The 17,338-nt window shown below is 62.8% G+C and carries 18 protein-coding genes; 10 read left to right on the top strand and 8 right to left on the bottom strand.

Annotated features, from left to right (window positions below):
- Positions 1–6 precede the first annotated feature (6 nt).
- Positions 7–969, bottom strand: coding sequence for a sugar ABC transporter substrate-binding protein (locus CHU94_RS17695; protein ID WP_255034050.1), 963 nt, complete (start codon positions 967–969; stop codon positions 7–9).
- A 276-nt stretch (positions 970–1,245) separates the two neighbouring features.
- Between CHU94_RS17695 and CHU94_RS17690 the strand changes: the two genes are divergently transcribed.
- From CHU94_RS17690 to CHU94_RS17680, 3 genes are read left to right on the top strand one after another with little or no spacing between them, the layout of a single operon-like run.
- Entirely contained in the window at positions 1,246–2,121 is an 876-nt protein-coding gene (locus tag CHU94_RS17690; RefSeq protein ID WP_094482295.1) for a MurR/RpiR family transcriptional regulator, read from the top strand.
- A gap of 50 nt (positions 2,122–2,171) precedes the next feature.
- Complete coding sequence (gene iolG, locus CHU94_RS17685; protein WP_094482293.1) at positions 2,172–3,167, top strand: inositol 2-dehydrogenase; 996 nt, start codon at positions 2,172–2,174, stop codon at positions 3,165–3,167.
- An 8-nt stretch (positions 3,168–3,175) separates the two neighbouring features.
- Positions 3,176–4,195 carry a Gfo/Idh/MocA family oxidoreductase gene (locus CHU94_RS17680; RefSeq protein WP_094482291.1) on the top strand — a complete coding sequence of 340 codons (1,020 nt, stop codon included), beginning with the start codon at positions 3,176–3,178 and terminating at the stop codon, positions 4,193–4,195.
- A 22-nt stretch (positions 4,196–4,217) separates the two neighbouring features.
- Here CHU94_RS17680 and CHU94_RS17675 read toward each other — a convergent pair whose 3' ends face one another.
- Both CHU94_RS17675 and CHU94_RS17670 read right to left on the bottom strand, forming a co-directional pair.
- On the bottom strand, positions 4,218–4,589 hold the full coding sequence (locus CHU94_RS17675) for a response regulator (RefSeq protein ID WP_094482289.1): 372 nt from the start codon (positions 4,587–4,589) through the stop codon (positions 4,218–4,220).
- 41 nt (positions 4,590–4,630) lie between these two features.
- On the bottom strand, positions 4,631–5,593 hold the full coding sequence (locus CHU94_RS17670; RefSeq protein WP_094482287.1) for a chemotaxis protein CheX: 963 nt from the start codon (positions 5,591–5,593) through the stop codon (positions 4,631–4,633).
- Positions 5,594–5,767: 174 nt separating this feature from the next.
- On the opposite strand from CHU94_RS17670, the gene CHU94_RS17665 reads away from it, so the two are divergent.
- Positions 5,768–6,367, top strand: a complete 600-nt coding sequence (locus CHU94_RS17665; protein WP_141211486.1) for a hypothetical protein — start codon at positions 5,768–5,770, stop codon at positions 6,365–6,367.
- Between the two features lie 20 nt (positions 6,368–6,387).
- On the opposite strand, the gene CHU94_RS17660 is transcribed toward CHU94_RS17665, so the two are convergent.
- Positions 6,388–9,660: an error-prone DNA polymerase gene (locus CHU94_RS17660; protein ID WP_176452074.1), complete on the bottom strand. Its 3,273-nt coding sequence runs from the start codon at positions 9,658–9,660 to the stop codon at positions 6,388–6,390.
- Positions 9,661–9,762: 102 nt separating this feature from the next.
- Between CHU94_RS17660 and CHU94_RS17655 the strand changes: the two genes are divergently transcribed.
- The 3 genes from CHU94_RS17655 (at position 9,763) to CHU94_RS17645 (ending at position 12,162) form a co-directional block, all read left to right on the top strand.
- Entirely contained in the window at positions 9,763–10,326 is a 564-nt protein-coding gene (locus CHU94_RS17655) for a YlcI/YnfO family protein (RefSeq protein WP_176452073.1), read from the top strand.
- 169 nt (positions 10,327–10,495) lie between these two features.
- Positions 10,496–11,254, top strand: coding sequence for a PEP-CTERM sorting domain-containing protein (locus tag CHU94_RS19600; protein WP_255034023.1), 759 nt, complete (start codon positions 10,496–10,498; stop codon positions 11,252–11,254).
- A 152-nt stretch (positions 11,255–11,406) separates the two neighbouring features.
- On the top strand, positions 11,407–12,162 hold the full coding sequence (locus tag CHU94_RS17645; protein ID WP_369597403.1) for an SDR family oxidoreductase: 756 nt from the start codon (positions 11,407–11,409) through the stop codon (positions 12,160–12,162).
- A 16-nt stretch (positions 12,163–12,178) separates the two neighbouring features.
- Here CHU94_RS17645 and CHU94_RS17640 read toward each other — a convergent pair whose 3' ends face one another.
- A complete protein-coding gene (locus tag CHU94_RS17640) occupies positions 12,179–13,123 on the bottom strand; it encodes an EamA family transporter (RefSeq protein ID WP_094482277.1) in 945 nt (314 codons plus the stop codon).
- A gap of 65 nt (positions 13,124–13,188) precedes the next feature.
- Between CHU94_RS17640 and CHU94_RS17635 the strand changes: the two genes are divergently transcribed.
- Positions 13,189–13,659, top strand: coding sequence for an Lrp/AsnC family transcriptional regulator (locus tag CHU94_RS17635; protein ID WP_094482275.1), 471 nt, complete (start codon positions 13,189–13,191; stop codon positions 13,657–13,659).
- Between the two features lie 24 nt (positions 13,660–13,683).
- Here the strand turns inward: CHU94_RS17635 and CHU94_RS17630 are convergent, their stop codons facing one another.
- Positions 13,684–14,181, bottom strand: coding sequence for an acyl-CoA thioesterase (locus CHU94_RS17630; protein WP_094482273.1), 498 nt, complete (start codon positions 14,179–14,181; stop codon positions 13,684–13,686).
- 59 nt (positions 14,182–14,240) lie between these two features.
- On the opposite strand from CHU94_RS17630, the gene CHU94_RS17625 reads away from it, so the two are divergent.
- Complete coding sequence (locus tag CHU94_RS17625) at positions 14,241–14,756, top strand: DUF1993 domain-containing protein (RefSeq protein WP_094482271.1); 516 nt, start codon at positions 14,241–14,243, stop codon at positions 14,754–14,756.
- Positions 14,756–15,244, top strand: coding sequence for a hypothetical protein (locus CHU94_RS17620; RefSeq protein WP_094482269.1), 489 nt, complete (start codon positions 14,756–14,758; stop codon positions 15,242–15,244). Before CHU94_RS17625 ends, CHU94_RS17620 begins: the two co-directional genes overlap by 1 nt.
- 6 nt (positions 15,245–15,250) lie before the next feature.
- Here CHU94_RS17620 and CHU94_RS17615 read toward each other — a convergent pair whose 3' ends face one another.
- Positions 15,251–16,624: a DNA polymerase Y family protein gene (locus CHU94_RS17615; protein ID WP_094482267.1), complete on the bottom strand. Its 1,374-nt coding sequence runs from the start codon at positions 16,622–16,624 to the stop codon at positions 15,251–15,253.
- Positions 16,593–17,321, bottom strand: coding sequence for a translesion DNA synthesis-associated protein ImuA (imuA, locus tag CHU94_RS17610; protein WP_094482265.1), 729 nt, complete (start codon positions 17,319–17,321; stop codon positions 16,593–16,595). Before imuA ends, CHU94_RS17615 begins: the two co-directional genes overlap by 32 nt.
- Positions 17,322–17,338: the final 17 nt, after the last annotated feature.

The raw sequence follows: 17,338 nt of genomic DNA, 5'->3' as shown, positions 1-17,338 counted from the left end.
AGGCAATTAGCGGAATTGGCCTGCGTACTTCTCGACCTTGCCGATGTTGTCTTTGGTCACAAAGCCAGGGCCGGAGCCGATGTGACGGGGACCGTAGGCAGGTGCCAAACCGTACTCATTGAAACGGGCCGTGGTTTTGGCATTGGCCTTGACGGCAGCAGACACCGCAGCCAGATCCGTGCTCTTCATGGACTTCATGCTGGCCAGCACGGCCACAGGGACATAGCCTTGCAAATAGGGCTGCTGGTCAATACCGAACTTCACCGAGCCATCCTTGATGCCCTTGGAGATTTCGTCAGACAGGTCGAAGGTGGCCATCCACATCTTGCCCTTGAGACCTGCTTTTTCCAGCGCCTTCAAGGTGGGGTGGGCTGATGTGGGGCCGAGGGTCAGCACCGCACCGGTGCTGGGGTTCTGGCGCAGGTAGGCAGAGACCTTGGCCTCGATGCCGGTGGGGTCATCACCCGAATCGATGGTGCTCTTCTTGAAGTCGACACCAATGGCGTCGGCAAAACCGCGGCAACGCTCAAACGAGGCGGGGTTGGTTGCGTAGTGGTTCACGCACAAGAAGGACTTCACACCATCGGCCTTGGCGCGCATGCCAGCGCCTTTGCCGGCTTCGTACTCAGGCTGGCCCACATGCATCACGGCGCTCAGCTTCTCGCTTTGCTCGGTGGTGCCGGAGTTGATGGTGATCACGGGGATCTTTTTGTCGGTGAGCTTCTTGATCGCGCTTTGCAGCACGTTGTAGTCAGCAATGGTGACGATCACGCCGTCGTAGCCCTGTGCAGCGGCTTGCTCGATTAGGCGGGCCATGTCGGCCAGGTCACCGTTGGGTGGGTTGCGGTAGTCGACCTGCACACCATAGTCTTCTCCGGCGTGTTTGACGGAATTCTTGATGGTGTTCCACCAGGAATCCGAGTCGGGTGCGTGGCTGATCAATGCGATCTTGGACTGCGCAGCGGCCATGCCACTCACAGCCAGCAATGTGCTCAGCAATACGGTTTTTGCAAATGTCTTGCGGGACAACTTCAGGTTCATCTTGCGGTCTCCAATTTTTTGATGTCACAGATAAAGATAAAAACTTCACTGCAATGCAGCAGACGCGGGGCTTCCGGCATCTGCGAAGAAGTTTATCGATTTCACTCGAAATTAGAAAGTTATTTCTAATTGGTAAAAACCCTAGAACATATTTTCTTTTCAATTAGAAGGTTTGACGGATAATTTGTTCTAAAAATAGCCCGTATGAACTCCCTTCCTACCCCCCCCGCTCCCGAGAGCGAAGAAGCCCTGATTGCCGCGATTGCGCATGCATTCGAAGGTCTGAGCCGCCAACTCAAACAAATCGGCACCTATGTGGAGCAACACCGCGGGCAAGTGGGCATCCAGTCCATCCAGCAGGTGGCAGAGCATTGCGAGGTGCAGCCGTCTGCGGTGGTGCGCTTTGCCAAGCATTTCGGTTTCAGCGGATTCACCGAGATGCAAAAGCTGTTTCGGGATGGCTTGGCGCGCCAGATATCCCCCAGCCGGGACTACCAGTCGCGGATTCGTGGCGCGATTGAATCCGGCGCCAAGGACCTGAGCAGCGCAGACATCGTGCACGCGGTGATCGGTGGCGGCATCGCGGGTATGGAAGAGCTGCAAAGCAGTCTGCAAGAGCCCGCGTTTGAAGCCGCCGTGGATTTGCTGTTCCGCGCCGACACCGTGTGGTTGATGGCGACCCGCCGCTCATTCGCCATTTCGACCTACCTCACCTATGCCCTGCAACACACCGAGAAGCGGGTGCAACACATCACCGCCATGGGCAATATGCAGGATGGCCAATTGCGCGGGCTGCGCCCCGGGGATGTGATGGTGGCCATTTCATTCGCGCCCTATGCCCCTGAGACCGAAAGCATCGTGGCGGAGGCCCATGCGCGCGGCGCGCGGATTATTTGCATCACTGACAGCAGCCTGAGCCCCATGGCCCGGTTGGCACAGACGTCGATCCTGGTGAATGAAACCAGCGTCTTTGGCTTCCGTGCCCTGACCAACACCATGGCCGTGGTGCAAAGCCTCTTCATGGCGCTGGCCTACCGGCTGGAGCTGCAATACGAACCCACCCGGCCGCGCCAGCCCTGACGGGCAGGCAGGCATTCCTTTCTGTTCCCATTCCTTACCTTGAAACACCTATGAAAAAAGTTGCCCTCTTTGGCGCCGGCCGCATTGGCCGCATCCACGCAGCCAACCTTGCCGCCATGCCCGGCATTGAACTCACTGCGGTGAGCGACCCAATGACTGCGAATGCTGCATCGCTGGCCCAGGAGCATGGTGCGCGCATGGACAGCATCGAAGCCATCTTTGCCGACACGTCCATTGACGCCGTCGTCATCGGCAGCCCCACCACCACCCACAGCGACCTCATCACCCGCGCAGCACAAGCCGGCAAACACATCTTCTGCGAGAAGCCCGTGGACCTGTCTGCCGAGCGGGCCAAGGCATGCGGCGCGGAGGTTGCTGCAGCCGGTGTGGCCTGCATGATCGGCTTCCAGCGCCGCTTTGATCCCACCTTCAATGAAGCCAAAACGCGCCTAGACCGTGGCGACATCGGCAATCCCGAAATGCTGGTCATCACCAGCCGCGACCCCGGTGCGCCCCCCGTGGAATACATCCAGCAGTCCGGCGGCATCTTCCGTGACATGCTGATCCACGACTTTGACGTGTTCCGCTGGATCTTGTGCGGTGATGGCGACAAGGCGGCCTGGCTGAGCGCCACCGGCTCCTGCCTGACTGACCCCGCCATCGGCAAGGCCGGTGACTTTGACTGCACCGCCGTCACCATCAAGACCGTCAAGGGCCGCCTGTGCCAGATCAACACCACGCGCCGCGCCGCCTACGGCTACGACCAGCGCTTTGAAGTCATTGGCTCCAAAGGCATGCTGCAGTGTGGCAATCACAAGCCCAGCGAAGTGACCCAGGCTACCGCGCAAGGTACTTCGCAAGACAATCCTGAAGCCTTCTTCCTGCAGCGCTACGCCGCAGCCTACCGCCTGGAGATTGAGCACTTCTTCACGCAGCTGCAAAACGGAGGCACCTTCCGCACTACCGTGCAGGACGGTGTGGACGCCCAGATCCTGGCCGACGCCGCAGCCGAGAGCGCCGCCAACAACCGCATCATCACCTTCTGAAGCACGCCATGAAAGCTCCCTTGCGAATTGGCATCGTGGGTCTGGGACGTCTGGGCCAGCGCCACGCACAAGCCCTGGCCTTCAGCACGCGCAACTGCGTGCTCACCGCCGCCTGCAGCCCGGTGGAAGCCGAGCGCGCGTATGCCACCGAACAGCTCGGCATTACGCAGGTCTACGCCCGCTATGAAGACCTGCTGGCCAGCCCCGATGTGGACGCCGTTGTGCTGGTCACCCCCACCTCCCTGCATGCGGACCAGACCATTGCCGCGCTGCAAGCCGGCAAGCATGTGTTCGTGGAAAAACCTCTGGCCCTGAACGTGCCTGATTGCGAGCGTGTGCTGGCGGAAGCCGACAAGCACCCCGACCTGATCGCCATGGTGGGCTTTGTGCGTCGCTTTGACCCCAGCTATCGCGCAGCCCAGGCCAGCATTGAGGCGGGCGAGATCGGTCGCCCCTTCATCGTGCGCTCGCAAACCTGCGACCAGAACGACCCGGACGGCTTCTTTGTGCGCTTTGCGCCCACCTCCGGTGGCATCTTCATGGACTGCAGCGTGCACGACATCGACCTGGCGCGCTGGATGCTGGGTCGCCCCAAGGCCACGCGCGCCTACGCCACGGGCACCATCGCGTTGCATCCTGGCTTGGCCGAATTTGGCGATGTGGACAACGGCCTGGCGATTGTGGACTTTGAGGGGGGAGCCAAGGCGGTGTTCTATGCCTCGCGCACCATGGCCCACGGGCATGAAACGCACACGGAAATCATTGGCACTTCCGGCAAGCTGCTGGTGGGCGAGCACGCCGCGCGTGACCGTGTGGTGAAGAGCGACGCCTACGGCGTACGTCATGCGGTGCTCAAGGACTTCTATGAGCGCTTCGAAGCTGCCTTTGCAGCGGAGATGGCGGATTTCGTGGCCGCATGCCGTGGCGAGCGTAGGCTGACGTTGACCTTGTCCGACGCACTGGAGGCCACCCGCATTGGTTTGGCCATTACCCGTTCCTTGAAGAGCGGAATGCCTGAGTCTGTGTAGTGGGTGGGGGCTGGCAAGCCCCTCAAGCCATACCGCAGAACTTCTTGAAGGCGTTCAGCACGGCGTCACCGCGGAACGGCTTGACGATCCAGCCGGTAACGCCGATGGCGCGCCCGCGATCGCGCATCAGGGGGTTGTCCTCGGTGGTCAACATGATGATGTGCACCGAGGTATTGCCCAGTTCCCTGCGGATTTTTTCAGCCATGGCCAGTCCATCCATGTTGGGCATGTTGATGTCGCTCACGACCAGCTTGATATCGGGATCAGCACTCAGCTGCGCCAGACCATCCCGCCCGTCCGTGGCCAACGCCACGTCGAAACCATGCTTGCCCAGATAACCGGAAACAATCTCCCGCATCGTGCTGGAATCATCCACCACCAGAACATTCGCCATTTTCTTGCTCTTCCCCGTCGGCGTGTACCGACATCACTTGCTCAGAATAGATCCAGGTCGCCCGCTTCACTGGAGCTCGATGCCGAAGACTCGGCAAACTGCTCTGGCGCCCAATGGAGGTTGAATATAAACCGCTGCACGATAACCAAGGGCTGGCTGCCGCGGCGACCAGCCTCCGTGAGGGCATAGCGCACACATAACTGGGGATCTGGCGATCCGAACGAAATGTACTTGTGCGCATGGTTGATCACAATGGGAACCTGGGCCAATTGGGTAGACACCGTGGTCTGCGGCGCGATGTAGCGGTTCTTGAACGCACCCCAGATCAGGTTGGTGGTCTCGCCCAGCATGTTATTGAGATCGCGAAAATTGAGCTCGCCACCCACACCCTCATAACTGAAACCTTTGAGCAAGCCCTGGCGCAGGGCGCTCTCCTCGGTCTGCAGCATCATGTAGCCGCGGCACCAGGTGCTCTCGATGGGAATGATGGTGGATACCTCGCCGTGAATGATGCGGTCGTGGACCACATAGGGCGGCTCCGCCTCCACCCGGGCGTTGGGGAACATGGAGCGCATGGACGTGAGCGTCAGATCCACAATGCCCTCGACCAGCGCCGTGGGGTAACGCAGGCTGAAGATGGAGCGCTCCACACCCGCACGCAGCTGCTCCATATCACCGGTCAGCCAGGGGTAGCGGATAAATTCCCGGTACAGGGCGTCGAGATCGCCCCCCACAGTTCGGCGCAGAAAAATGGGGAGCTCCGGCCGCAGGCGATGGATGGACTCCGCAAGGTGCAGGGCATCGCGGGTGCCGCAAGGCAAATCCTCTGCCAACAATACGCCGGCAAGATCCTTGTGCTGCTCCAGGCAGTTCAGGGCATCGTGCGAGGTTCGCAGCAAAGGCATCAGCCCGACGGAGTCGCAGAAGTCCGTCAAAGCCTTGCATTGTTGCGCGTCGTGCTCCAGCAACAAAACTTTGGCTTCCAGATGGGTGGTATCGGTCATGGCAAGGGCCTCACAGGACAGCGTTGTCTCCCGGTGGACATGCTACACCGCGGCGAGACCGCTTGGAGCGTTTCCATCTCCCCGCCGGATCTATGGACTTGATGGCCCAGCTTGTCGCGGGCATACCAGCGTGACTACCATGCACACCACCACGCCCTACAAACATTTCGCGTCATGTCCTCACGCACACCACCGTTCTGTTTGATTCTCACGTTGTCCGCCATGCTCCTCGGACTGCATGGGCAAGCCCAAGCGCAGTCGCGGGACTCCAGCTGGGGCCTATATGCGGGCAAGTACCACGATGCAGAACCCGCGGGGGCGATTGCGGGCACCGCCAACTACACCGACCATTACATGCTGGCCCTCACGGGTAGCACCACCTTATGGAAATCACAGGACTGGCCCCTTGCCCTGGAGCTGGACGGCATGATTGGCCAGCAATGGGGCAAGGCGAGCCTGACGGAGGTGGCGGTGGCACCCGCTATACGCTGGAGCGGCTTTCCCTGGCGCGACGTGCTGCGCACCGACCTGCGGTTGGCGCCGCTGGGCATCTCATACACCAGCGAGGTCGGGCCCATGGAGCGCGGCGCCAATGGGCAAGGTACCCGCACGCTGAACTTCCTGTTCGTCGAAGCTGCGTTTTCGCGGCCACAAACGCCGGACACCGAGTTGTTTGTGCGCCTGCACCACCGCTGCGCGATTTACGACTTGCTCAACAGCAACGGCGCCAACGGCGAAGACTTCTTGAGTTTCGGCCTGCGCTTCAAGTTTTAAGACCACGCCACCCCGAGGCCTCAGTGGAAATCCCGGCTGGTGGTGGCCAGGTCGCCCAGCAGGTGGGTCAGGTCCACCAGATGCTTGGCCACCACGTGGCGCACTTGGCCGCCACTCTCGTCGTCGCGCTGCCACACCCCGTAGACCGCCATCAGTCGCGCGCGGTACACCGTGTCGCGGAACGCCTCGCGCACCGACTTCCAGACAATGACATTGACGCTGCCGGTTTCGTCTTCCAGCGTCACGAACACCACGCCTTTGGCCGTCTGAGGTCGCTGGCGGGCGGTGACGATGCCACAGGCCCGTACCAGCCGACCACTGGGGTAGTCACGCATCTGCGCGGCTGTCAGCAGCTTCAGTTTTGATAGCTGCTCACGCAATAGCAGCAAGGGGTGGGAGCGTAAAGTAAGCCCAACCGAGGCGTAATCAAACGTCACCTCCTCGCCCTCACCCGCAGCGGGCAACACCAGCGCGTCTTCGTCAATCGGCACGCCCTGCAGCAGCTTGGGGGCGGGCAGCAGCGCCGAAGCGTCCCACACCTGCTGGCGGCGGTGGCCACTGAGCAAGCGCAGTGCATCGGCACTGGCCAGGGCCTTGAGATCGCCCGCATCCAGCTGGCAGCGCAGCGCCAGGTCCTGGGTGCTGGTGAAGGGGGATTGCAGGCGCTGTTCGGTGATGCGCTGCGCCACCGGTTTCGTCAAGCCACCAACCAGACGCAGACCAAGGCGAACGGCATTCCCCTCCAGCGTGCAGTCCCACTCACTGTGCAGCACATCCACCGCATGGACCGCCACGCCATGGCGCTGTGCGTCCTGCACCAGCTGCGCCGGGCCATAAAAGCCCAGTGGCTGGCTGTTGAGCAGCGCGGCCAGGAAACAGGCTGGCTCGTGGCATTTGAGGTAGCTGCTGATGTAGACCAAGAGCGCAAAGCTGGCCGCGTGGCTCTCAGGAAAGCCATATTCGCCAAAGCCCTCCATCTGTTTGAAGATGGCCTCGGCAAAGTCCAGCGGGTAACCCCGCTCCACCATGCCGCCCACCAACCGGTCGTGGTACTGGCTCACATTGCCGTGGCGCTTCCACGCGGCCATGGAGCGGCGCAAGGCATCGGCCTCGCCCGGCGTGAAACCAGCGGCCAGCACGGCGATTTGCATGACCTGCTCCTGAAAGATCGGCACGCCGTGGGTGCGCCCCAGTGCTTCCCGCAGCGCCGGATAGGGTGACTGCGCGAGCGCGGGACTGTTCCGTGCTTTCAGGTAGGGATGCACCATGCCGCCCTGGATGGGCCCCGGCCGCACGATGGCCACCTCCACCACCAGGTCGTAGTACTTGCGCGGTTTGAGTCGCGGCAGCATGCTCATCTGCGCGCGGCTCTCGATCTGGAACACGCCCACGGTATCGGCCGCGCAAATCATGTCGTAGGTGGCCCCATCGTCACGCGGAATGTCCTGCATGCGCAGCGGCTGGCGCAAGCCACGCCGCTGTGTCACCATCTCCAGGCAGCGGCGGATGGCGCTGAGCATGCCCAGGGCCAGCACATCCACCTTCATCAGGCCGACCGCCTGCAAGTCGTCCTTGTCCCACTGGATGATGGAGCGGTCCGCCATGGACGCGTTTTCCACCGGAACCAGACGGATCAGCGGCCCTTGGGTCAGCACAAAGCCGCCCACATGTTGGCTCAGGTGGCGTGGAAAACCCTGCAGCGTGGTGCTGAGCTCCAGCCACAGCTGAAGGCGGCGCGCGGAAGGGATCGCAATACCGTGGTGCTCCGGCGGCGTCAGGGCGGCAGTGCACCCAGCTTCGTGTCCCCCGCCCGCTGCGCGGTCTCCTCCTCTACCTACGCCGGGCACACTGCCACCCTGACTTCTTGCGATCAAATGGCCAACAGCGCATGTGGAATCTGCACCAGCAGCTACTTTTTCAATAGCATTCTGTAGCCTTTCCGCCAGTACCTCCCGGCTGTACATGCCCGGGTGCTCTTTGGCCATGGCGGTGATCAGCACCTCAGGGATCTCCAGCGCGTGGCCCACATCACGCAGGGCGCTGCGCGGGCGATAGCTGATGACGGTGGCAGCAATGGCCGCGCGCTCGCGCCCGTATTTGGCGTAGATGTACTGGATTACCTCTTCGCGGCGCTGGTGCTCAAAGTCCACGTCAATGTCAGGCGGCTCGTTGCGCTCGCGGCTGATAAAGCGCTCGAACAACAGCGAGGTCTCATGCGGATTGGCCTCGGTGATGTGCAGGCAGTAACAGACCACCGAATTGGCCGCCGAGCCTCGCCCCTGGCACAGGATGTGTTCGCGCCGCGCAAAGCGCACGATGTCATGCACGGTCAGGAAATACATTTCAAAGCGCAGCTCCACGATCAGTGCCAGCTCGTGCTCCACCCGCGCACGGATGTCGTCAGGCACGCCCTGCGGGTAGCGATCTTGCGCGCCCTCTTCCACGTAGTGGCGCAGGGTCTGCGCCGCCGTTTGGCCCGGCAGCACCGCCTCCAGTGGGTAGTGATAACGCAGTTCGTCCAAGCTGAAGGTGCAGCGCTGCGCCACGGTGAGTGTGTGGGCCAGCCACGCAGGAGGGAACAGCGCTGCCAGCCGCGCCCGCGAACGCAAATGCCCCTCCGCATTGGCCTGGAGTGCAAAACCGCAGGCCGACACCGGCTGGCCCAGACGCACAGCGGTCAGCACATCGTGCAGCGGCTTGCGCGAACGCACATGCATGCACACCTGGCCCGTAGCCAGCACCGGCAGGCCGCTCAAGGCCGAGAGCTGCTGCACCCGCACGCGCTGCAGCGCATCACCCGCCACCAGCCCGGCACTGGCCAACAACCAGGTTTTTGATCCAAATAGGCCTCTAGCCCTTATGGATATTGCGCAAGCAGCTTCCATATTGATAGCAGTCGGGAATTGCAACAAAACCTCGCAATCCGGCAATCCGGCCCAGTTCGCCTTGCACCAGTCCACACGGTAATCGCCCTTGGGTGCCACCATGCGCGCGGCGCTGATGAAGGTACACAGCTGGCCCCAACCTGCCAGGTTGTGCGGCAAGGCCACCAGCGTGAAATGACCCCCATCGGGAAGCGCCACCGCAAACTCAGCCCCCGGCAGCAGCTGCAGGCCCAAGCGCTTGGCTTCTACATGCGCGCGCACCACACCGGCCACCGAACACGCGTCCGTGATGGACAGCGCGCGGTAGCCCAATGCATGGGCCCGCTGCACCAACTCTTCAGGCTGCGAGGCGCCGCGCTGGAAACTGAAAGAGGAAAGGCAGTGCAATTCGGCGTAATCTGGAAGCATGTGGCGCGCTCCCGTACATCTGGGCCATGAATTATGGCAAATAACTGTATATACATACATATTTTTGCCAAAAACTCATTCACATTCCCTTACACTTCATCCATGCAACTGTCTTCGCTGCCCGCCATTCCCATTACCGCTGCATTACGCGCGGATATTGAGTCTTTGCTCGGCCCCCAAGAATCGCTGTCCGAATTTGTGTTGACCGCGACGCTCGAGAGCCTGGAGCGTCGCCGCCAAGCCGCAGCCCAGCGCACCACCAGCCCCGCACCCGCAGCCGACAGCGCGCCCCTGCGTGTGCTGGTGGTAGACGATGACGACTTCAGCCACACCGTGCTGCACGAAATGCTGTTGAGCCTGGGCGTGGCCGAGGTACACACGGCACGCGATGGCGGCACCGGCGCCGAGGTGCTGGCCCAGATGCCACAGCCCCCTGACTTTTTGATTTGCGACATGGTCATGCCGCACACCGATGGCCTTGATTTCCTGGGTCACCTGGCCAAGGTGCAGTACCGCGGTGGCGTGATCCTCCTCAGCGGGGGTAGCAGTCTGATGATGTCCATTGCTGCCGAAGTGGCCGTATCCGATGGCCTGCGTGTGCTGGGCTCATTTAGCAAGCCACTCCAGCGCGATGACTTGGCACATGTGTTGGGTCTGGCACCCTAGGCATGTGCCCTCTGGGCGCGCGGGCATTTCTGTGACTTTTGCCACAGAAAACAGGCATGGCCGGCAGCACCCACACACCGCTTAGTCCGTTCGGACTATTTACACCTGGCCTTACGCCATCAACAATCTGTTTCAGATTTGGTAGTGGTTATTTAAGGGAAGCAACAAAATGAACCGCAAGAATTTGGGCCGTGTAGCCCGCATCGCTCTGGCATCCATTGCATTGCTGGGCGCGCAATTTGCATCCGCTGAAGTGGTGGCTGGCGACTACGTCAAACTCAGCACGACCCCTAGCGGCAGCCTGGCGGGAGCTTTCTCCGCCATTGAAGTTAAATCCAACGGGTCCACCTTGTCGGGCGAGAACTCGTTCTATACCTTCTGCTTGGAAAAGTACGAATACTTTGACGCCAACACCACGCTGTACGTCAAAAACGTATCCAACGCAACGCAAAACGCGACATCCAGTTACTACAGCGCCAACAACGGCGCTTCTGGCGGCACAGCCAATAGCGATCCCCTGAGCTTGAAGACTGAATGGCTGTTCAGCTACTTCAATACGAACTCGGCCTTCAAGACCAGCATTCTTTCGAGCAACTCCAAGGCCAACTCCTTCCAAACAGCCGTGTGGTACTTGGAAAAGGAATTGGTGGGCAGCAACTTGTACAGCAATGACGCCTATGCCAACCAGTTGGTGCAAATGGCGTCGACAGCCGTCAACAATGGCTGGACCGACGTGGGCAACCAAGTGCGCGTGCTGAATTTGTACAGCTACAACAGGAACACCGAGCGCTACTCGACGCACGCCCAAGACCAGCTGTACTTCGTGTCTGCCGTGCCAGAACCCGAAACCTATGCATTGATGTTGGCTGGTTTGGGATTGGTGGGTGCCGTAGCACGCCGCCGCAAGGCCAAGGCTGCGGCAGCCTAAGCGCCGCACGCAACGCACTCTCCTCCACACAGGCCCTTCGGGGCCTTTGTCGTTTCTGGCTGTCCCCTGCGTTACCAGCGCGCACTGGCACGCTGCCCACCGCCGCCTAAGATGCCTTTTTCACTGGGCAATCTTGAAAGAGGCGAATGAACATGCGTTTTGACAACAAGGTAGTGCTGGTCACCGGCGGGGGTGGCGGTATCGGGCGGGCTAGCGCGCTGGCATTTGCCCGCGCGGGGGCCAAGGTGGCAGTGACCGATCGCGATGTGCGTGCGGGAGAAGAAACCGCCACGCAAGTGCGTGCACAGGGCGCTGAAGCCTTGTTTGTAGCCGCCGATGTGGTGAACGCTGCGCAGGTGCAGGCCATGGTGGGCCAGGTGGTGGCGCATTTTGGCCGGCTGGACTGCGCCTTTAACAACGCCGGTATCGAAGAGGAGCACATGCGCTTGGCCGACTGCGAAGAGGCCACCTTTGACCGCATCCTGGGCGTCAACGTCAAGGGCGTGTGGCTGTGCATGAAGTACCAGATCCAGCAGATGCTGGCCCAGGGCGGTGGAAGCATCGTCAACACCGCGTCGGTGGCTGGCCTCATCGGTGCGCCCAAGATGTCGGCCTATGCGGCCAGCAAACACGCGGTGGTGGGCCTGACCAAATCGGCAGCAGCCGAATACGGGCGCAAAGGCATCCGCGTCAATGCCGTATGCCCCGGCGTGATCCGCACCGTGATGTTCGAGCGCGCGGTGGCGGCAGACCCCAAGGTGGGCCCGGCGGTGGCAGGACTTCACCCCATCGGCCGCATTGGCGAGGCTGACGAGGTGGCCGCTGCGGTGCTGTGGCTCAGCTCGGATGCGGCCAGCTTTGTGACTGGTCTGGCCCACACGGTAGACGGCGGAATGACCTCGGTCTGAACCGGCCCCTCAGCGCTTAGGCCTGGCCGGTGCGGCGGCGCAGCCCTTGCAACCAGGCCACGATCGCCGGGCCGTACATGATCATGGCCAGTGCGCCGCCAATCAGCGGCAAGGCCACAAACACCCAACCGGTGAGCACCTCCTTGCCAATCAGCACGCCCACCAGCAGCGCCACGGCAGGGTTCACAAAGGAATAGCTGCCTGCCACGGCAGCCGTGGTGTTTTGCAGCAGCCACAGGTAGGCGTTGAGCGCGATCAGCGTGCCAAACACCAGCAGGTACCACCAGGCCAGCCAGGCCTCAGGCGTTACGTTGCTCAAGGCATTTTGTGGTTCGATCAACGATGCGGCAACAACCCCCATCAGCCCGCCAGCCAGCCACTCGGTGGCAGAGGCCATGGCTGGGCCTGGCAGGTCCAGCTTGCGCGAGGCATACGATCCCACGCTCCAGCACAACGGTGCGCCAAAGGCGGCCAACGCCCCCAGCCAGCTGGCGGAAAAGTCGCCCTCCATGGCCAGCAGCAGGGCGCCGCCCACCCCCAGCACCAGGCCAATCCAGCTGGTCAGCGGCACGCGTTCACCGCCCAGCCGCGTCCACAGCGCCAGCCACATGGGCATGGTGGTCACCACCGTGGCCATCAGGCCCGAGCCAATGCCGTGTTGCTGGGCAAACACCACCAGGTTCATGGCACCAAATACCATGAGCCCACCCACCACAGCCGCATTGCGCCACTGGCGCCAGGTCGGCAGCTTCTCCCCACGCCACAGCGCCCAGGCCAGCATGATCACTCCGGCCAGCGTGAAACGTGTGGCATTCATCCACAACGGGGGGAAACTGTGGACCGCAATGCCGATAGCAAAGTAAGTCGTACCCCAGACGATGTAGACCAACCACAAGGCCACCATGAGGCGCCAGAAGGGCGAAAGACGCCAGCCTTGCTGAATATTGAGTGCTGAAATCATGAATAGTCCGTAAAATTTACGGCAACCAGCGCCGCATGGCGTGATATTACCCAAAATAACGCCCAATGCAAGCAAATATTCAGATAGATTCAACAGACGCCAAAATTCTTACGGCGCTAGGCGAAGACGGCCGTCGTTCTTACGCCGAAGTAGGTGCTGAAGTGGGCCTCTCCACCGCCGCCGTGCATGAGCGGGTGAAGAAGATGCTGGAACGCGGCGTGATCCGCCGCTTCTCCATCAGCGTGGACCCGCTCACCGTGGACCTGAATTTCACCGCCTTTGTCGCCATCCGCAACGACGGCGGCACCCACTGCCGCGACATTGCCGCCCACTTGCGCAAGGTAGAGGCGGTGCAGGAGCTGCACAGCGTGGCCGGTGAGTACGACCTGCTGGCCAAAGTGCGCACCGCGCACGCACGCGACCTGGAGGCGGTGCTGCTGCAAATCAAGGCCATTCCCGGTGTGGCGCGCACCACCAGCACCGTGGTGCTCAACACCGAGTTTGAAGACCAACCCCTGCGCTTGCCCGGCGGCTAAGGGGCGGCCTCCGCCTCGGCCAGGTCAGGCCGCGTCTGGCGCCTTGGGGTGTTTGATGCCGTGGAACTTGGCCTCCAGCTCTTGGCGCAGGGCTTTGCGCATTTGCGCTTCGGCAAAGCGGCGCACCTCGTCAGGGGTTTGCGGCTGCAGGGGTGGCACCGGAGCGGCCTTGCGCTCGTCGTCCACTGCCACCATGGTGAAGAAGCAGCTGTTCACGTGGCGTACTTCCTGGGTGCGGATGTTTTCGGCAATCACCTTGATCCCCACTTCCATGGAAGACTTGCCCGTGTAGTTGACGCTGGCCAGAAAGGTCACCAGCTCCCCCACATGGATGGCCTGCAGAAACAGCACCCGGTCCACACTGAGCGTGACCACGTAGCGCGAGGCATAGCGGCTGGCGCAGGCGTAGGCCACCTGGTCGAGCAGCTTCAGAATAGCGCCGCCGTGCACGTTGCCGGAGAAGTTGGCCATGTCGGGTGACATGAGCACGGTCATGCTGAGTTGGTGGGTGGGCAAATTCATGGGATCCGAGTGTAAGAGTTTCGTAAGACGCGCTGCACGGCGCGGCTATATTGCAGACCATGCACACCTCCTTGTTTGACGCCAGCGTTCCCGTGTTCCGCCGCTACCTGCAGCAACTGCAAGGCCTGCTGCGCCGGGCCCAACCCTGCCTTCCAGAGGCTACGCTGCTGCAGGCCCGCCTGGCGCCCGACATGCTGCCGCTGGCGGTGCAGGTGGAGGTGGTGGTGAACTTTGTGTTCCGTGCCTGCGCACCGCTGGCCGGGCGTGGGATCACGCCATTTGGCGAACACCACCACAGCCTAGCGGCCCTGCACACCCGCATTGCCCAAGGGCTGGATTTTCTGGACACCCTCACCCCCGCCGACTTTGCCGATGCGGCCCAACGCAAAATCACCGACACAGCCGGTGAAACCGCGGTTACGCTAGACGGCCCTGTCTTTTTGCAGCAATACGCGCTGCCCAACTTCTTCTTCCACACCAGTATGGTTTATGCGATCTTGCGACACCACGGCGTTCCCCTGAGCAAAGGCGACTTTGATGGCTGGCACCTGTACCGCGGCGGGCAGGCGCGTTGATGCGGCGCCACGGTCTGTCCGCTGCGCGCGGCCTGTGCTCGCTGGTGTTGGCCTTCGCCGGTGGTGCATGGGCTGAGGAGGCGTCCGAGACGCCCACCGACCAGGCGCTCTGGCTCAACCTGGGCGCCCTGACCTACCACCCCAACCAGAGCCAGGGCTACAACGAAAACAACAGCGGTCTGGGCCTGGAGTACCGGCTCAAACCCGACACATCAGTCATGGCGGGCAGCTTCTACAACAGCGTGTACCGCAACACCAACTACGTCGCCGTGAACTGGCAGCCCATTGCGCTGGGCGACTGGAAGCTGGGCCTGGCCATGGGCGTGATGAATGGCTACCCCGCCGTGGATAACGGCGGCTACTTTGTCGCGGCCTTGCCCATGGCCAGCTACGAAGGCAAGCGCTTTGGCGTCAACCTCAGCCTCATCCCCAGCGTGGCTCAGATCGACGGTGCGCTGGTGGTGCAGGTGAAGTTCCGACTGTTCTAGGCCCGCTCAGGCATACAGGCCGTGCAGGTACCAAGGCGCATCCTGCGGCGATAGCCCAGCCTCGCCGACCTGCCGCTCGCGGTACACCCACACCAGCCCGGCCTGCGGGCTGCGGGCAATGAAGTAGTCGCGCAGCACCGGCGCGTCGTCCAGCCATCCCGCCTCCAGCCGCTGCGGCCCCACCAGCAGGGTCAGCGGCCCCTGGTACTGCGGGCAGCAGTCACGCACTGGCAGGCGCAGCGGGGTGGGCAACAACCAGGTGGGCCAGACACTGGCCTGGGGGTGCAATTCGTGGTCTTTTAGGTCTCTAGCCCTCATAGATACTGCGCTAACAGCTCCTGATTTCATAGCGTTTTTTGGGAGTGTATGGACCTGCCATGGTGCCCACTGCTGCATGCACTCGGGCCGGTGGTCGGCCAGCGGGCTGACGCACTGGACCTGCGCCGCCCCCAGCCGCGCGGCCAGGCGCTCCAGCGTCTGGTGCAGGCTGTCGCCCTTGCGCACGTCGTCGGGTAGCAGGCTGTGGCTCTCGCCGGCCAGCGGCTGGGTCTGCAGGCTGCGCAGGCGCAGATAGAGCACGGGCGCGGGCAAGGTCACACGCGCCAGCTGCTCCCCCAGGATGCGCTGCAGGTGCGCCATGTCTTGCGTAGCCTGGGCCGTGCGCAGCTCCAGCCGGCCCTGCTGGCCGCCCGTATGGTGCGCGTCCACATGCCGCGTGTTGGAACGGCGCGCGTCCAGGTCCCACAGCAGCTCCAGCGCCAGCACGCCGCGCTGGCGCGCGCGCAACCACACCAGCAGCTGCGCCAGCAAGCGGCGCGCGCCAAACAGCAGCGCCGGGGCGGACTCCACGCTGGCGGCCAGCTCCAGCGGCGCGTCAAACACATCAGGCAGCGTGAGCCAGGGGTAGACCTCGGGGCGCTGGCCCCAGGCGCGGTCCAGCGCGTCCACCAGCTCGGCGCCAAAGCGGCGCACCAGCCCGCCACGCGGCAGCGCCCGCAACTGGCCCCAGCTGCGTACACCCAGGCGCGCCAACGTAGGCAGGTGCGGTCGGGCTGCGGCCAGCACGTGCACCGACAGCGCCTCAGGCGCCACATCACGCCCGCTCCACAAGCGCCCAATCGCTATCAAAGACGTAGCACCTTGCGCAGTTTCTACGGGGGCTAGAGGCTGATTTGGCTCCAAAATCTGCTGCAACAAGGCGCTGCGCCCGCCAAACAGGCGCTCGCTGCCCGACACCTCCAGCACCAGCGCGTCCTCCACCCGCGCCACCAGCGGCGTGAAGCGCAGCGCCCACCAGGCCAATGCGGTGTGCACATCGGCCAAGGTGGGTTCGGTGGGTGGCAACGCATCAGGCGTGGGCCGCAGTGCGATCCAGTGCATGGGCACCCTCCGCCGCCAACAGCACCGCCAGACGGGCCGCACGCGCCTGCAGTTGCAGCGGCTGGGCCAATGGCGGGCCACGGCGCTTGACGATCTGCACCGCCAGCGCGTCCAGCCGCGGGCTCTGCGCGGGCGGCTGGGGCTGCAGCACCAAACGCAGGGCCGCGGGCGAGGCATCGGTCTGCAGCGCAGCCGGGCGCATCACAAACAGCAGCTTGTGGTGCTCCGCCGCGGCCATTTGCAGGCGGCGCAGTTGGTCGCTGCGCGCCTGCGGCAGCCAAGCCAGCACCGCGTCCACCTCGGCACAGCGCAACAGTTGCTCGGTGGCCCAGAGCCGGCCGTCTTGGGCCGTGCCCGTCGCCCCCACTGCCAGCAAGCGGCTGGCATGCAGACCCAGCGCCGCCAGGGCTGGCACAAACGGCAGGTAGGGCGCGCCCACCAGCACCACCGGCCCCTGGCCACAGCGCGCCAGCGCGGGCAGCAGCAACCGCCATTCGCTGTGCACACCGGTGGGCTGCAGCAACTCCACCAACGCGCCCACGGGCCAGCCGCCACCAGGCAACTGCGCGTCCAGCAGCGCATCACCCGTAGGCTGCACGACCTGCGGGCTACCGGCCAGCGCGTGCGCGTGCCAGACATCGGCGTGGATGTCTTGCGGGTCTGGCGAACCGGAGTGAACGTGCGCTAGGCTAGGCATGGCAAGGGTTTGAGCTG

The sequence above is a fragment of the Rhodoferax sp. TH121 genome (assembly GCF_002251855.1).
In the GTDB taxonomy this organism is placed as follows: domain Bacteria; phylum Pseudomonadota; class Gammaproteobacteria; order Burkholderiales; family Burkholderiaceae_C; genus Allorhodoferax.
Note: the sequence above shows the minus strand (reverse complement) of the source record. Positions and strands in the feature narration are given on the sequence as shown.